Consider the following 14753-nt stretch of genomic DNA (forward strand, 5'->3'; position numbering starts at 1 on the left):
GACTCACGTTCGTACGTACTATTACCGGCCATGCCAGTTGGGCCGCCGAGGCAGTACGGGGGATAGCACATGCGTCACTTTGGGCACGTATCGCCCACGGTCCGTAAGGACCTCTTCCACCAGGAACCGGCGGAATTCAGCGGAGCCTCGTCCGCCCACGTCCTCGCGGCGGCCCTCGGAGCGACGCTCTACAGCCCCGCCACCCGTCCCGCACTGGCCGCCGACGTCCGCAAGCAGGCCGGCCGCGGCGTCGTCTCCATGGTCCTCTGCCTGGAGGATTCCATCAGCGACGCCGACGTGACGGGGGCGGAGGAGAACCTCGTCCGCCAGTTCGCCGACCTCGACGGCGACGCCACCGAGCTCCCGCTGCTCTTCATCCGTGTCCGTACGCCCGAGCAGATACCGGACCTGGCGCGCCGCCTGGGCCGCTCCGTACGCCACCTGGCCGGATTCGTACTCCCCAAGTTCGACGAGCGGCGCGGCATCCCCTTCCTCGAAGCCGTCGCCGACGCGGAGGCCGCGACCGGAAAGGCCCGGCTGTATGCCATGCCCGTCCTGGAGACCCCGGAGCTCCTCCACCTCGAAACCCGCGTCGAGGCCCTCGCCGGCATCTCCCGCACGGTCAACAGCCACCGCGAGCGCGTCCTGGCGCTCCGCCTCGGCGTGACCGACTTCTGCTCCGCCTACGGGCTGCGCCGCACCCCCGACATGACCGCCTACGACGTCCAGATCGTCGCCGGCGTCATCGCGGACGTCGTCAACGTCCTCAGCAGGGCCGACGGCACCGGCTTCACCGTGACCGGCCCCGTCTGGGAGTACTTCCGCAGCCAGCAGCGCCTCTTCAAGCCCCAGCTGCGCCGCAGCCCCTTCCTGGAGGAGGGCGTCGAGGAACTGCGCACCGCGCTCATCGAACACGACCTGGACGGACTGCTCCGCGAGATCGAACTCGACCGGGCCAACGGCCTGCTCGGCAAGACCTGCATCCACCCCGCCCACGTCACGCCCGTGCACGCCCTGTCGGTCGTCTCCCACGAGGAGTTCTGCGATGCCCAGGACATCCTGAGACCCGAGCGCGGCGGCGGCGGGGTGATGCGATCTGCTTATACGAACAAAATGAACGAGGTGAAGCCCCACCGGGCCTGGGCCGAGCGCACCATGCTGCGCGCCGAGGTCTTCGGTGTGGCGAAGGAGCAGGTCGGCTTCGTCGACCTGCTCACGGCCGGGCTCCAGGTATGAGCGGGCCCGTGCCGAAGCGGACGACGAGGAAAGGCAAGACGATCGACGAGGTGTGGTCGGGTACCTGGGTCGCGGACCGGCTGGGAGTCGCCCTTCACGACTCCGAAGGGGGCCCGAGGCCCGGACCGCGGCTGAGCCCGCGGCTCACGGACCTGCTCGGACTGGCCCTGCGGCGCAACCCCAAGCGTGCGCACCTGCTGGTCTCGCAGGTCCTGGGCAAGCACGTCCCGCAGTCCCCGCGCACGGTGTACGCGGCCGGGTACGGGCTCGGGACACGCGTACGGGCCCTGCTCGGCGAGGAGGCCGCCGAGGCGGCCGTGGTCCTCGGCTACGCCGAGACCGCCACCGGGCTCGGCCACTGCGTCGCCGACGGCCTGGGCCCCGCCCCGTACCTGCACTCCACCCGCCGGCCCGTGCCGGGCGTCGCGACCGCAGGCGGCTTCGAGGAGGCGCACTCGCACGCCACCTCCCACCTGCTGCTGCCCGCGGACCCCGCGCTGCTCGCGGGCGACGGGCCGCTGGTCCTCGTCGACGACGAGTTCTCCACCGGCAACACGGTCCTGAACACCATCCGCGACCTGCACGCCCGCCACCCCCGCTCGCGCTACGTGGTCGTCGCCCTCGTCGACATGCGCTCCCCGGCCGACCGCGACCGGCTCACCGCCTTCGCCGCCGAGCTGGGCGCCCGCGTGGACCTGATCGCCCTCGCCTCGGGCACGGTGTCCCTCCCGGACGGGGTCCTGGCCAAGGGTCAGGCCCTGGTGGAGCAGCACGAGGCCGAGAACCGGGCCCTGGTGGAGCAGCACGAGGCCGAGAACCGGGCCCTGGTGGAGCAGCACGAGGCCGCCGACGTCGTGCCCGCCGCGGCCCCGTCGGCCGGGACCCCGGAGGTCGTCCGGGTGGACCTGGGCTGGCCGCGGGGGCTGCCCGACGGCGGCCGCCACGGTTTCACCCCCGCGCACCGGCAGCGCCTGGAAGCCGCCCTGCCGGACCTCGCCGCCCGGCTCACGGCCGCGCTCGGCACCGACCCCGGACGGGTCCTCGTACTCGGCAACGAGGAGCTGATGTACGCGCCGCTGCGCCTCGCCAAGGCGCTGGAGGAGTCCGGCGCGGCCCGCGAGGTCCGCTTCTCCACCACCACCCGCTCCCCGGTCCTCGCCGTGGACGACCCCGGCTACGCCATCCGCACCCGGCTCGTCTTCCCGGCCCACGACACCCCCGCCGACGGCCCCGGCGACCGCTACGCCTACAACGTCGCCCGCCCCGCGCACGGCGCCGGTTTCGACACCGTCGTCGCCGTCGTGGACTCGGCCGGCGACACCCCCGCACTGCACACCGGACTGCTCGCGGCCCTCGCCCCGCACACCGGCCGCCTCGTCCTGGCCGTCGTCCCGTCCTACGTACCGCCCCGGGCGCCCGTACCGTCCACAGCCCCCGTGGCGTCCGTACCCTCCGTGGCGCCCGTACCGACCCTGACCCCCATGGCGTCCGTAACGTCCATGACCCCCGCGGTGTCCCGCACGTCCCACCACCGGCAGGAGCCGACCATGTCCGAGCCCCTGCGCGGCCCCGCCTTCTCCTCCTACGCCCCCGAGGACGTCGGCTGGCTGCTCCAGGACCTCTCCGGCGTCCGGCTCGAAGCCCCGACCGAGGAGCGCGAGGAGGCCATCCAGGCCGGCGGCGCGCACTACGCCGAGTCCCTGCCCGTCGAGTACCAGCCCTCGCCCCAGTACCAGGAGCTCTACCGCAGCGCGCTGACCGCCTCGGCCGCCCGCGTCGCCCGTGCCGTCGGCACGGTCACCGAGACCGTCCTCGCCGAACGCTCCCCCTCCCCGGTCCTGGTCTCCCTGGCCCGCGCCGGCACCCCCGTCGGCGTGCTGATGCGCCGCTGGGCCCGCGCCCGGCACGGCCTGGACCTCCCGCACTACGCCGTCTCCATCGTGCGCGGCCGCGGCATCGACGCCAACGCCCTGCGCTGGCTGGCCGCCCACCACGACCCCGCCGACGTCGTCTTCGTCGACGGCTGGACCGGCAAGGGCGCCATCACCCGCGAGCTGAAGGCCGCCCTGCGCGAGTTCCCCGGCTTCGACCCGGAGATCGTCGTCCTCGCCGACCCCGGCTCGTGCGTGCCCACCTACGGCACCCGCGAGGACTTCCTGATCCCCTCCGCCTGTCTCAATTCCACCGTCTCCGGGCTCATCTCGCGTACGGTTCTCAGGTCCGACCTGGTCGGACCCGCCGACTTCCACGGCGCGAAGTTCTACCGCGAGCTCGCCGGAGCCGACGTCTCCGTCGAATTCGTCGACGCCGTCGCCGCCCACTTCGACACGGTGGCGGACGCCGTCGACGAGGAGGTCAAGGAACTCCTCGCGGCCGACCGCACTCCCACCTGGGAGGGCTGGGCGGCGGTCGAGCGGATCAGCGAGGAGTACGGCATCCACGACGTGAACCTCGTCAAGCCCGGCGTCGGCGAGACCACCCGCGTCCTGCTGCGCCGGGTGCCGTGGAAGATCCTGGCGCAGCGCGGCGCCGGGGCCGACCTGGACCACGTACGGCTGCTCGCCGAGCAGCGCGGCGTCCCGGTGGAAGAGGTCGACGGACTGCCCTACACCTGCGTCGGGCTCATCCACCCCCGATTCACGCGCGGCGCCACCGGCGCCGACGGAAAGGCTGTGGCCTCCAAGTGACTGTCCTCGTAGCCAGTGACCTCGACCGTACGCTCATCTACTCGACGGCCGCCCTCGGGCTGACCATGCCCGACCCGGTCGCCCCGCGGCTGCTGTGCGTCGAGGTCCACGAGAGCAAGCCGCTGTCCTACATGACGGAGACGGCCGCGGCCCTGCTGGCGGAGCTCACCGAGGACCCGTCCGTCGTCTTCGTCCCCACCACCACCCGCACGCGCAAGCAGTACCAGCGCATCCGCTTCCCCGGCCGCCCCGCCCGGTACGCGATCTGCGCCAACGGCGGGCAGCTCCTCGTCGACGGCCTACCGGACCGCGACTGGCGGCGGCAGGTCGCGGCCCGCCTCGCCGAGGAGTGCGCCCCGCTGGAGGAGGTCCACGAGCACCTGCTGGCCACCGCCGACCCGGCGTGGCTGCGCAAGGCCCGGGTCGCGGAGGACCTCTTCGCCTACCTCGTCGTCGAACGGGCCCTGGTCCCCGACGAATGGCTCAAGTCCCTGACGGAGTGGGCCGGGGCCCGCGGCTGGACCGTCTCCCTCCAGGGCCGGAAGATCTACGCCGTGCCGCGCCCGCTCACCAAGAGCGCGGCGATGCACGAGGTCGCCCGCCGGACCGGAGCGACCACGACCCTGGCCGCCGGCGACTCGCTGCTCGACGCCGACCTGCTGCTGGCCGCCGACGCCGCCTGGCGCCCGGGCCACGGCGAACTGGCCGACGCGCGGTGGACCGCGCCCACGGTGACGGCCCTCGCCGCGGCGGGCGTCCTGGCGGGCGAGGAAATAGTGCGGGCTTTCTCCCGCGAGGCCGGGCGGCTCGGCAGACTGGACGCATGAGCAAAGGCAACAGCACGAAGATCACGGACGAGCTGTACCAGTACATGCTCGACCACAACCCCCCGCTGGACGCCGTCCAGCGGGGGCTCGTGGCGAGGACGTACGCCAAGTTCCCCGACGTCGCCGGGATGCAGTCCGCGGAGGAGCAGGGGCCGCTGCTGGCCTTCCTCGTCCGCCTGACCGGCGCCCGCCACATCGTCGAGGTCGGCACCTTCACCGGCTTCTCGGCCCTGTCGATGGCCCAGGCACTGCCGCCCGACGGGCGCCTCATCGCCTGCGACGTCTCGGAGGAGTGGACGGCGTACGGCAGGCAGGCGTGGGAGGAGGCCGGTGTCGCGGACCGCATCGAACTGCGCATCGCGCCGGCCCTGGAGACCCTGCGCGCGATGCCCGCCGAGCCCCACATCGACATGGCCTACGTGGACGCCGACAAGGAGAGCCAGATCTCCTACTGGGAGGAGCTCGTCCCGAGGCTGCGCCCCGGCGGACTGATCGTCACGGACAACACGCTGTTCCACGGGACGGTCCTCGACGCATCGGCCACCGGCTCGGCGGCGGGCGTACGCGCCTTCAACGACCACGTCACGGCGGACCCGCGCATGGACTCCGTCCTGCTGGCGATCTCGGACGGGCTGACGCTCTCGCGCAAGCGGTAGCGGGGTGGCGCGGGCGGCGGCAGGCGGTGGAGGCCTCGGGGGTCAGCCGCAGCCGCCGCCCCCGCAGCAGCCGCCGCCTCCGCCGCCCATGGGACGGGCGGGCGCGGGGGCGCTGCTCGACCCGCCCACGGCCACGGCGGACAGCAGCTTGACGGTGTCGGCGTGCCCGGCCGGGCAGTCGGCGGGGGCGGAGGACTCGGCCATGGGGCGGCTCACCTCAAAGGTGTCGTCGCAGGTCCGGCAGCGGAATTCGTAACGAGGCATGCGCACAGGCTAAGCGCGCCCGCCGCCCCCGCGCTACGGCTCTCACACGGTGTCGGGCCGCGAGAGCCGCCCCTGCGCCAGGCGCGCCCGGTCCTCCCGGGCCGCCTGCTCGGGGTGGCGGGCACGCCAGTACGGATTGTCGTGCGGCAGCGCACTGCCCACCCGCCCGTACATCCCGAACCACATCAGCATCACGCCGACGACGAAGCTGAACAGCACGTTCTGGATCTTGAAGGCCAGGAAGTTCAGCCCGGTGTCCAGCAGCGCGAGGTTCACGAAGCCGCTCGCGATGAACAGCACGCCCAGCACGATGTTCAGCGTCGAGGCGAAGGTCCCGCCCACCACCATCCCGACGATGAGCAGACCGCCGATGCAGATCGACAGGACGCTCAGCGCGCCGTTGGTGTTCAGCGCGAGCACCGTGTCGCCGCCCGTGTCGAAGAACCCGATCCGGTCGACCAGGCCCAGGATCCCGAAGACCACCAGCAGCAGACCGGTCAGCCCCGCCCCCACCCGGTACACCTGGCTGAGCTTGTGATCGATGGGCAGGTGCTCGTCGAGCCGCGCGTTCACCGGGTGCAGGGCCCGCTGCACGCGCCGCGCCACCGGGTGCGGGTCCTGCGGCACGACCGGCCCGTACGGCTCGTGGGCCACGTAGGGCGCGTAGTGCTCGTGGGGCTCGGTGCACCCGTACGCCGCGTGGGGCGCGTACGGCGCGTGGGACACCGGGGGTACCTGGGACGCACGCGGCTTGTGGAAGGTATGGGCAGCCATGGAGGTCTCCTCTGCTCCGTCCCGTACCCCCAGCATCCGCCGCCCACCGCCCCACGACAACCAGTACGGGGCGGGCCGCGGGCCAGAACCGGGGGAGCTGCGGGAGCGGGGGGATGCCTGAGGGCTGCCCTGAGGGCTGCCCTCAGGCCTGGCCGCGCTCCTCCCGGATTCCGGTCACCACCCGGTTCACCGAGGCCCGTACGGCCTCCATCTCCTGCAGGAACGCCCAGTAGTCCGGGTGCCGCCCCTCCAGCCCCTCCAACGCCCGGCCCACCCGGGCCACCGCATCGTCCAGCGGCCGCGCATGCCGCGGATCCGGCACACTGCGGCCCGCCATCGCCAGCCGCTGCGCATCCCGGATCGCGAAACGGGTCCGGTCCACCTCCGCCTGCGGATCCCGCGCCACCGCCTCCAGCCGCGTCAGCCGGTCCTGCGCCGCCGACACCGCCTCGTCCGTCGCGTCCAGTGCCGCGCGTACCGCCTCGATCAGCGTCCCCACGTCCGCCCAGCGCTGCTCGTCCCGCGCCCGGCCGGCCTCCCGCAACCGCTCCTCGGCCCGCGCCACGTCCCGTACCGCCTGGTCGGGCACGTGCTGCAGGTCCTGCCAGCACGCCGCACTGAACCGCCGCCGCAGCTCGCTGAGCACCGGATCCACCCGGTCCGCCCGGTTGCGCAACGCCTGCGCCCTCGTCCGCAGGCTCACCAGCCGCCGGTCGATCTCCGCCGCCCGCTCGGGCAGCCGCGCCGCCTCAACCCGTATGGCCTCCGCGTCACGCAGGATCCGGTCCGCCCGCTGCACCGTCTCCTGCACCCCGTGCCGCGCCGCGCCCTGGTTCAGCTTGGTCAGCTCCGGCCCCAGCGCCGCCAGCCGCGCCGCCAGGTCGTCCGCCCGCATCCCCTTGGCCCGTACGGCATCCAGCGCGTCGCTGGCCCCGATCAGCGCGGCCCTGGCCCGCTCCCGGGCCGGCGCGACCCGCGCGAGCTGCGTCTCGGCCTTGTCCAGCAGCGGCTGCAGGCCCTGCGCGAACCGCTCCAGCTCCTCCTTGACCCGCACCAGTTCATCGCGGGCGCGGGTCAGCTGGTCCCGCGCGCGCGTGGCCACCGAGGCATCCAACTCCGCCCGGTCCAGGTCGTGCGCGTCGACCGCCTCGATGTAGACATGGCTGACCTGGTCGATGCGCTGCCCGAGCGCGGCGAAGCCCTCGGTCGCCTGCCGCGCCGCGGGCGAACCGTCCGCCGCTGCGATGGTCTCGATCGAGATCCGCAGATCCCGCTGCGCCGTGTCCAGCTCGTAGAACGCGGCCGCGGCGGCATCCTTGGCCGCCTGCGCATCCGCCCGCCGACTCTCGTCCCGCCCACCGAACCACCGCCGGGATGCCGTCGTCACAGTCCCTCTCCCGTAGGTGTCCGCCATGCCCCGGTCCATTGTCTCCCACGGGAACCGGTTTGCGTGGGGGGCCTGCCCGCCATGTAGGCTGTCCACTCATCCACGGGTGCGTAGCTCAGGGGTAGAGCGCTGCTCTTACAAAGCAGATGTCGGCGGTTCGAAACCGTCCGCGCCCACCAGTCAAAAGGCCCCCAACCGATCTTGGTTGGGGGCCTTTGACGGCTAAAAGTGACGGCAACGCCTACTCGGCGGGCCGCCGCCGGCGCAGCAGCCGGTCCATGTGCCCCATCGCCTCCCGCCTGCCGCTGTCGGCCACGTGGGTGTAGATGTTCATCGTGACGGCGATCTGCGAGTGACCGAGGATCTCCATCACCACGCGCGGCGCCACCCCGGCCGCGAACAGCAGCGTGGCGCACCCGTGCCGCGCGTCGTGCAGCCGGATCCGCGGCAGGCCGGCGCCCTGGCCGATCCGCTCGAAGGACCGGCTGATGTTGCGCGGCTCGATCGGCCGCCCGGTGCGGGTGGTGAACACGTAGTCGCTCTCCTCCCACTCCTTGTCCTTGGCCGCGGCCTGCAACGCGACCTGCCGCATCCGCTGCCAGCGCAGGGGCGCCACGCACATCCGGGGGAGGGGGATGACCCGGCTCCGCCGGTTCTTGGTGGAGTCCGCGTAAAGCTCCTTCTGCACGCGCTGGATCTGGTTCCGCACGGTGAGGGTCCGGCGGTCGAGGTCGATGTCGGACCAGCGCAGCCCGAGGATCTCGCCCCGGCGCAGCCCCAGGGCGACTGCGAGCACGAAGGCGGCGTACAGCGGGTCGCGCCGACTGGCCTCAAGGAAGGTGAGCGTCTCGTCGAGGTCCCACGGCTTCAACTCACGCTGCACGACCCGCGGCGCCGGCACGAGCATCACCACGTTGCGGCTGATCAGCTCCTCGCGGTTCGCCGCGGTGAGCGCGCTGCGCAGAACGCGGTGCGACTCCTTCGCCGTCGCGGCGGAGGTCTGCGCGGTGACGGCAGCCAGCATCCGCCGCACGTCCCGCACGCCAAGGGTCTCCAGACGCTTGGAGCCCAGATGCGGAATGAGGTAGAGGCGGACGTGGGTCTCATACTTGGCGTACGTCGTCTTCTTGCGGTCCTGCTTGACGAACGTCTCCAACCAGAACGGCAGCCACTCGGAGAGCTTGGCCGAGCGAGTGGGCGTCGGGATGCCCTGGCGGTCGCGGAGCACCAGCTCCTGACGTTTGGCGTCGCACTCCGCCCACGTCTTGCCGTACACGGTCTTCCGGCTGCGAGTGCCGTCGGGCTGGGGGACGTAGACGCGCGCCTCGTAACGCCCGTCACTGCGCTGCCAGATGCTTCCGGCGCCGTTCGGATTCCTCTTACGTGCCATCAGGCGGCTTCCTCCAACTTGGCTTCCAGGTAGGCGCGAACGCTGTCTGCGGGGATCCGACGAGAGCGGCCCTCGGTGAAACTCGCCAGGGCGCGGGAGCGGATCAGGTTGTAGACGGTGAAGCGGCTGAGCCGCAGAGCGGCCATGACCTCGGGAACGGTCAGGGCCTGGTGGGTCGTGGGCAGGGGGGAACTCACAGCGGCCTCCGGGGCGGTGGTCAGTGCGTGTGTGTCCGAGGTTGGGATTTCTGCGTCACGGCGTCATCAGCGTCATTCAGGGCCCTGACCTGCGGGTTCGCGTGACGCAGAGGGCGTGGGGCTGTGTCACCCCGTGACACAGCCGCCCGTCACGGGGTGACGCAGGTGACGAACGGTGACGCAGGAAAATGGGCTCTGCGTCACCGCCGTTGGTGCAGGCCAGGGCCGGTTTTCGGGGCCGCCGTGACGCAGGTGACGCAGCGTCTTCCTACTTAGGAAAAAGGGAGGGGCTTGTCTCTCTTGTTGTGTGCGCCTTAGGGCGAAATGCGGAGCCGCAGAGCGGCACGCCCGTTGGGCGGCGGCGCGGCCGCCGAAGAACAAGAAGAGCACCGGCCGCCGGGGGCGGGGTGCTCCTCTTGCTTGTCCGGCCGGACCACCTGGGCGGGGTCTAGAAGAGATCGTTCTGCTCGTCCTGTGAGGGCTGGGGCCGGGCCATGGCGATGTAGCGCGCGGCGCGGGTACGGCCCCAGTCGACGAGGACGCCGCGGGCGGCGAGGACGGGTTGGAGGCGCTTGAGGCGGTCGGAGAGGACTTTGCCGGTGGTGGGCCAGCCCTTGGGCTGGGGCCGGAAGTCGTCTCCGGTGTAGAGCTGGGTGAGGGCGTGCAGCCACTCGGCGGACGTCATCCGGACTTCGCCGCCGGGCTCGGTGTCGGCGGCGTGCTTGAGGACGGTCTGGGCGAGGAGGTCGCCCTCGATGACGTCGTCGTTGAGGTCGTCGAGGCTGGCCCGGTAGGCGTCCAGCGCGCCGAAGCTGCGGGCGGCGTCGAGCTGGGCGCACAGGTGGGCGAAGTCGGCCATGCGCAGGTCGGTCGGGATGTCGGCCTGGGCGGCGCGGACACTGACGGCGAGGTCGAGCACGGACCCGAGGATGACGGGCAGGTCCCGCGCGAACTCCGTCCACAGCTCCGCCTCGGTCCGCCGGATGCGGGGGCGTTCCAGGCGGAGGGGGAGGAGGCGTTCGGCGAGGTCGGGCCGGATGACGCCGACGTCGATGCCGGTCAGCAGGAGCGGGCGGCGGTAGCGGGCGCGGACGACGTCGCCATCGGTGAACAAGGCGCGCTTGATGTTCTCGGCGCCGGTGACGATGCAGCACATGAGGTCGGAGAGGTCCGGGCCGAGGTGGGAGAGGTTGTCCAGGCCGGTGATCCACCCGGCGGCAACGGCGGTGATCAGGTTCTCTTCGTCCTTGGGCGGGCGGCGCAGGTCGCCGCTCATTCCCTCGATGATCCGGACGAGCATCTTGCCGGCGGTGGACTTGCCCGCGCCCTGGGGGCCGGTGAGGAATGGGGCAGGGACGGGCACGTCGGGGCCGAGGCAGCCAACGAGCCAGGCCAGCGCCAGGCCCTCGCTCTGGGCGCTGGCAAAGTTGACCAGCCGCATCAGCAAGTCGATGCCCTTGCCGTCAGTGTCCTTGACGGGGACGGGGAGTTCGCCGGTGAGCTGGGTGCGGCGCCAGCACACCTCCCGAGGGTCGGGGGTGAGGATGTCCCAGCCGTTCGGGTGGATACGGACGGACTGGCCGTCGTCGCGGCCCAGGTCCAGCCACGTCGCCCCGTCGAAGCCGGGAGCTACTCGGATGTGGACGGGCTGGACGTCCTCGGTGAGCGCGAGCGCTTCGATCAAGTCGAGTGCCTCCTTCAAGGCGGTTCCGTTGAAGACGCCGACCCCGTCACGGAACAGGCCGACCATGAGTTCCTGCCGGTGGCTGCCCGTCGTGCCCTGGGAGCGGATCGGCCGGGCCACGGGGTGGCCGTTGCGTTGGGCGTAGACGGTGCCGTCCACGGTGCGGAAGTAGCGGAAGTGCTGCTGCGCGTAGTCGGTGATGACCTCGCGCGCCGGGTTCTTCTCGTCCTCAGGCATGTCACATCCCCAGAGCAGCAACGGCGTTGGACCACGCGTCCTCGCAGTGCCGCAAGGACTCACCCCGGCCCTGCGCCGCGGTGAACAGGCGCTTGATGTGCGCATCGGTGAGGCAGCCGCACCACCCGTGCGTGGACAGCACCGCGAGGAACATCCGGAACACGGTCCGGTGGATGCCGTCCGGGGCCTCCTCGATCCGCTGCTCCGCCATCGCGATACCGCGCTCCAGGTAGGCGGGCGAGCGGTGAGGGCACTGCCCGCCCCCGGCCGGCGCGGCCACGCCTACGGGGCGCGCTGCGGGCCGGGCCGCGGCGGGCTCCTTCACGGCGAGTGCGCGCACGACGTCCGGGAGCGGCGACATGGGGCCGGTGCCCGGGCCGAGCCAGCGGGCGTAGGACATCGTGGATTTGATGTCGACGCCGGGGCGTACGGCGTTGGGGGAGGCCATGGTGCCCAGGTAGATCCAGTGCTCCCCGCGCGTCGTCGCCACGGTCCTGGTTGCGGGCAGGGTCCGGCGGGCCCATGCGACCGCGTCGGCGTTGTCGAGGTCGACGACTGTGAACCCGGCTCCGCCGGGGTGGTAGGCGACGGCCGCGGCCTGCCTCCAGGCCGGGGCCCAGGCGGTGGAGGTGAGGATGTGCGGGTTGGTGGTGGCGGCGGCCCATGCGTGGCAGGGCGCCGGGCAGGCGCAGGGGCCGGGGGTCTTCATGTTCGGCCGGCCGCCGCAGGCGTTCTTGCGGCAGGCTCGGCAGTTGCCCATGGGGCCTTTGCCTTCCCGTAGGGGCAGCACGGGCAGGCCTCGTTCGGCGAGCTGGAGCGCGGTGAGTAACGGCCGGTCGCCGGTGCGGTCTCGCCTGATGTGGGTGGGGTGGGTCATGCTGGTCTCTCCAGTTCTTGAGTGTTCTGGACGAGAGCGGCCCCGGATCTTGGCGGATGTGGGGGCCGCTCTCTGTATGTCCGGACGGGCGAAGTGGAACCCCTGTCCTGGGTGGGCAGGGAGGCTGGGGCACCCCTGGGCGGGGTGCGTGTGGAGGGGCTTTCGGGGGTCTCACCTGCGGCGCCTCCCTGCCTCCCTGGGAGATCATTTGCGCAGTTCAGGGCCAGGGAGCTGGGTCAGGGAGGCGTTCAGGGAGTTCTCCCTGCCTCCCTGACCGGTGTGGGGTCGGCTCCCTCTACTCGGCGGCGGAAGCGGAACCGGTGTCGGGGCGGTTGGTGAGGGCGCGGGTGATGCGGTCGCGGCCGATGACCATGCGGCCGTCGGACTTGTACGGTTCGGCGCCGGTGCCGTCGAGGACGCGCTTGAGGTCGATGAACGACCACCGCCCGTACGCCTTCCCGTTCAGCGCGGCCAGCCGCTTCAACACCTCCTGAGTGAGGACGCGGGTGTCGGTGCCGAGGACGGTGAGGATGTCCGCGAGCGGGTCATGCTCGTCCGCCGCGGCGACGGTGTGAGAGGTGGTGATGCCGGAGCGCAGGGCCTTGGCGCGGTCGGCGATGACGGCGGCGGTGTCGGTGTCGATGTAGTGCGTCCGCACCGTGATGGACGCCTGCCCGGCCGGGATCTTGATGCCGTCGGAGGCGACGACCACGGTCCCCTTGTCGAGCCCCTGCCGCAGCAGGTGCGGTGCGGCGCCACCGTCGACGGCCTTGTCCCCGAGGGCCATGCGGGCTTGGGATTCGGTGCCGAGGGCGAGGCTGATGCGGGTGTGGGCGCCTTCGCGGACGAGCTTGGGGAGGTTCTGGTCGGTGGGATCCTGCGTGCCCTCCCACAGCAGCACGTCCACAGCCCGCCCCTGGTTGTGGATCTTCCGCGCGGCCATGAAGTACCGGGACGTCGCCTTCGAGCCGCCGTAGGGGCGCTTGTCGTCGCCGACGGCAGGGCACATGAACGCCACCTGCGCCTCATCGACGACCAGGACCAGCGGCGGGAACGTGCTGCCGGGCGGTGCCTGGATCCGGCGTTCCATCTCCGCGACCCCGGCCTCCAGCATCTCGGTCGCGTCGATGACGTGCTCGTCCGTCGGCCCCTGGATCAGGGTGNCATCTCCGCGACCCCGGCCTCCAGCATCTCGGTCGCGTCGATGACGTGCTCGTCCGTCGGCCCCTGGATCAGGGTGGTGGCGAGGCCGTCGAACATGTCCCAGTCCCCGACGCCCTTGAGGTCGGCGATCCGGAACTCCACCGTCTTGTCCAGCGCCAGCCACAGGGCGAGCGCGCGCAGGGCGGCGGTCTTGCCCTGATTCGACAGACCGGTGATCAGCAGCATCCGCTGATACAGGCTGATCAGCGCACCGTCGCCACGCAGGTCCTGCCCCCACGGTGCCCGCCCCGACTTGTAGTCGGCCTTCAGGGTGTCGTCCGTGGTGAGCGGGGAGGGGCCGATCGGCTCGTCGAGTGCGCCGGAGTCGGCGATCCACAGCCGGACGGTGCGGGCGGCGGTGGGGAGGGTGATGAACACTTCGTGCTCGTGCCGGGCCAGGTTCTCCGCGAGCTTGCGCCGGCGGCCCTGGACTTCGGCGGTGGAGACGCCGGAGGGGAGGGTGACGTCGACCTCGACACCGCATCCGGCGATGCGGATCGGGCCGAGCATGGCGGCGCCGGCGTCGCCCATCTCCTTGATGGCAGTGCGGAGTGGGGCGATGCCGAGGTCGCGCAGGGCGGTGACGACGACCGAAGGCGTGATGGGCGCACCGGCGGTGTCGCGTTCCTTGGCGGGGAGCGTCCACTGCGGGGCGGTCTGCTGCCTGCGGCCGACTCCCCACAGGGCGAGCAGGGCGAGCCACGGGCCGACGGTGACGACCGGGCCCCACACGATGGTGCCGACCATGACGATCCAATTGATCGCCGCGATCACCGTCGACAGAGGTGCGAGGATCCAGGACGGGTCTTTCGTGCCTATGGCCAGCACGATCCCCAGCAGGAGCAGACCGCCGGCGGTGAGGCTGGTGCCGTAGGCGGCGCTCTTCACCGCGTCCTGCGGCGCCTTCAACAGGTCCATACGGCGGTGGTGTCGGGCGGCCCGGAAGCGGGTGAGGCGGTCCTCCCACTCCTTGGCCTCCTCGAAGTTCCCCGCAGCCTCAGCAGCACGGATCATCCGCTCGTACCGGGAAGCGGTGCGGCCCTCCCAGGTGTGGCGGGCGGTGACGCGGGTGCCGCCGATGACGTACATGCCGTGCCGCGCCACCAGCCGGGCCGCGGTGCGGGTCCGCTCGTGCGAGACCACAGCGTGCAGGCCATGGACAGTGCGCTTCCACCTCCGCACCCGCCGGGCCGCATCCGGGGCCGGTGCTGCAGGCGGTGCCTCGGGGGTGTCGCCGGGGAGTGTGTAGGTGCCGGTGGTGGGGTCTTTGAAGAGGGGGACGACGTTGTCGGTCATGCTGAGAACTCCTGCTCTCGCTGACAAGGCGGGTGGGT

At 72.0% G+C, this 14753-nt stretch carries 11 protein-coding genes, 1 tRNA gene and 1 pseudogene; 5 read left to right on the forward strand and 8 right to left on the reverse strand.

The window, feature by feature from the left end:
* Positions 1-69: 69 nt before the first annotated feature.
* From AAT21_RS02465 to AAT21_RS02480, 4 genes are read left to right on the forward strand one after another with little or no spacing between them, the layout of a single operon-like run.
* Positions 70-1236, forward strand: a complete 1167-nt coding sequence (locus AAT21_RS02465) for an HpcH/HpaI aldolase/citrate lyase family protein (RefSeq protein ID WP_046775029.1) — start codon at positions 70-72, stop codon at positions 1234-1236.
* On the forward strand, positions 1233-3923 hold the full coding sequence (locus tag AAT21_RS02470; protein WP_046775030.1) for a phosphoribosyltransferase: 2691 nt from the start codon (positions 1233-1235) through the stop codon (positions 3921-3923). The genes AAT21_RS02465 and AAT21_RS02470 overlap by 4 nt, the downstream gene beginning before the upstream one ends.
* Complete coding sequence (locus AAT21_RS02475; protein ID WP_046775031.1) at positions 3920-4750, forward strand: HAD family hydrolase; 831 nt, start codon at positions 3920-3922, stop codon at positions 4748-4750. Before AAT21_RS02470 ends, AAT21_RS02475 begins: the two co-directional genes overlap by 4 nt.
* Complete coding sequence (locus tag AAT21_RS02480; protein ID WP_046775032.1) at positions 4747-5406, forward strand: O-methyltransferase; 660 nt, start codon at positions 4747-4749, stop codon at positions 5404-5406. The genes AAT21_RS02475 and AAT21_RS02480 overlap by 4 nt, the downstream gene beginning before the upstream one ends.
* 42 nt (positions 5407-5448) lie before the next feature.
* Here AAT21_RS02480 and AAT21_RS02485 read toward each other — a convergent pair whose 3' ends face one another.
* The 3 genes from AAT21_RS02485 to AAT21_RS02495 all read right to left on the reverse strand — a co-directional run bounded on the left by AAT21_RS02485 (position 5449) and on the right by AAT21_RS02495 (position 7870).
* A complete protein-coding gene (locus AAT21_RS02485) occupies positions 5449-5670 on the reverse strand; it encodes an FmdB family zinc ribbon protein (protein WP_046775033.1) in 222 nt (73 codons plus the stop codon).
* Between the two features lie 42 nt (positions 5671-5712).
* Entirely contained in the window at positions 5713-6444 is a 732-nt protein-coding gene (locus tag AAT21_RS02490; protein ID WP_235438646.1) for a DUF4383 domain-containing protein, read from the reverse strand.
* A 142-nt stretch (positions 6445-6586) separates the two neighbouring features.
* Positions 6587-7870 (reverse strand): coiled-coil domain-containing protein, encoded by a 1284-nt coding sequence (locus tag AAT21_RS02495; RefSeq protein ID WP_046775539.1) that lies wholly within the window; start codon positions 7868-7870, stop codon positions 6587-6589.
* Between the two features lie 65 nt (positions 7871-7935).
* Between AAT21_RS02495 and AAT21_RS02500 the strand changes: the two genes are divergently transcribed.
* A tRNA-Val gene (locus tag AAT21_RS02500) sits at positions 7936-8010 on the forward strand.
* A 62-nt stretch (positions 8011-8072) separates the two neighbouring features.
* Here the strand turns inward: AAT21_RS02500 and AAT21_RS02505 are convergent.
* The 5 genes and pseudogenes from AAT21_RS02505 to AAT21_RS38545 all read right to left on the reverse strand — a co-directional run.
* Positions 8073-9221 carry a site-specific integrase gene (locus tag AAT21_RS02505; RefSeq protein ID WP_046775034.1) on the reverse strand — a complete coding sequence of 383 codons (1149 nt, stop codon included), beginning with the start codon at positions 9219-9221 and terminating at the stop codon, positions 8073-8075.
* Complete coding sequence (locus AAT21_RS02510) at positions 9221-9418, reverse strand: helix-turn-helix domain-containing protein (RefSeq protein ID WP_046775035.1); 198 nt, start codon at positions 9416-9418, stop codon at positions 9221-9223. Before AAT21_RS02510 ends, AAT21_RS02505 begins: the two co-directional genes overlap by 1 nt.
* 448 nt (positions 9419-9866) lie before the next feature.
* Positions 9867-11339, reverse strand: coding sequence for a hypothetical protein (locus AAT21_RS02515; RefSeq protein ID WP_046775036.1), 1473 nt, complete (start codon positions 11337-11339; stop codon positions 9867-9869).
* Position 11340: 1 nt separating this feature from the next.
* Positions 11341-12216 (reverse strand): bifunctional DNA primase/polymerase, encoded by an 876-nt coding sequence (locus AAT21_RS02520; protein WP_046775037.1) that lies wholly within the window; start codon positions 12214-12216, stop codon positions 11341-11343.
* Between the two features lie 295 nt (positions 12217-12511).
* A pseudogene (locus tag AAT21_RS38545) lies at positions 12512-13379 on the reverse strand (ATP-binding protein); the annotation flags it as partial.
* Positions 13380-14753 lie beyond the last annotated feature (1374 nt).

This window comes from Streptomyces yangpuensis (genome assembly GCF_001005295.1).
In the GTDB taxonomy this organism is placed as follows: domain Bacteria; phylum Actinomycetota; class Actinomycetes; order Streptomycetales; family Streptomycetaceae; genus Streptomyces; species Streptomyces yangpuensis.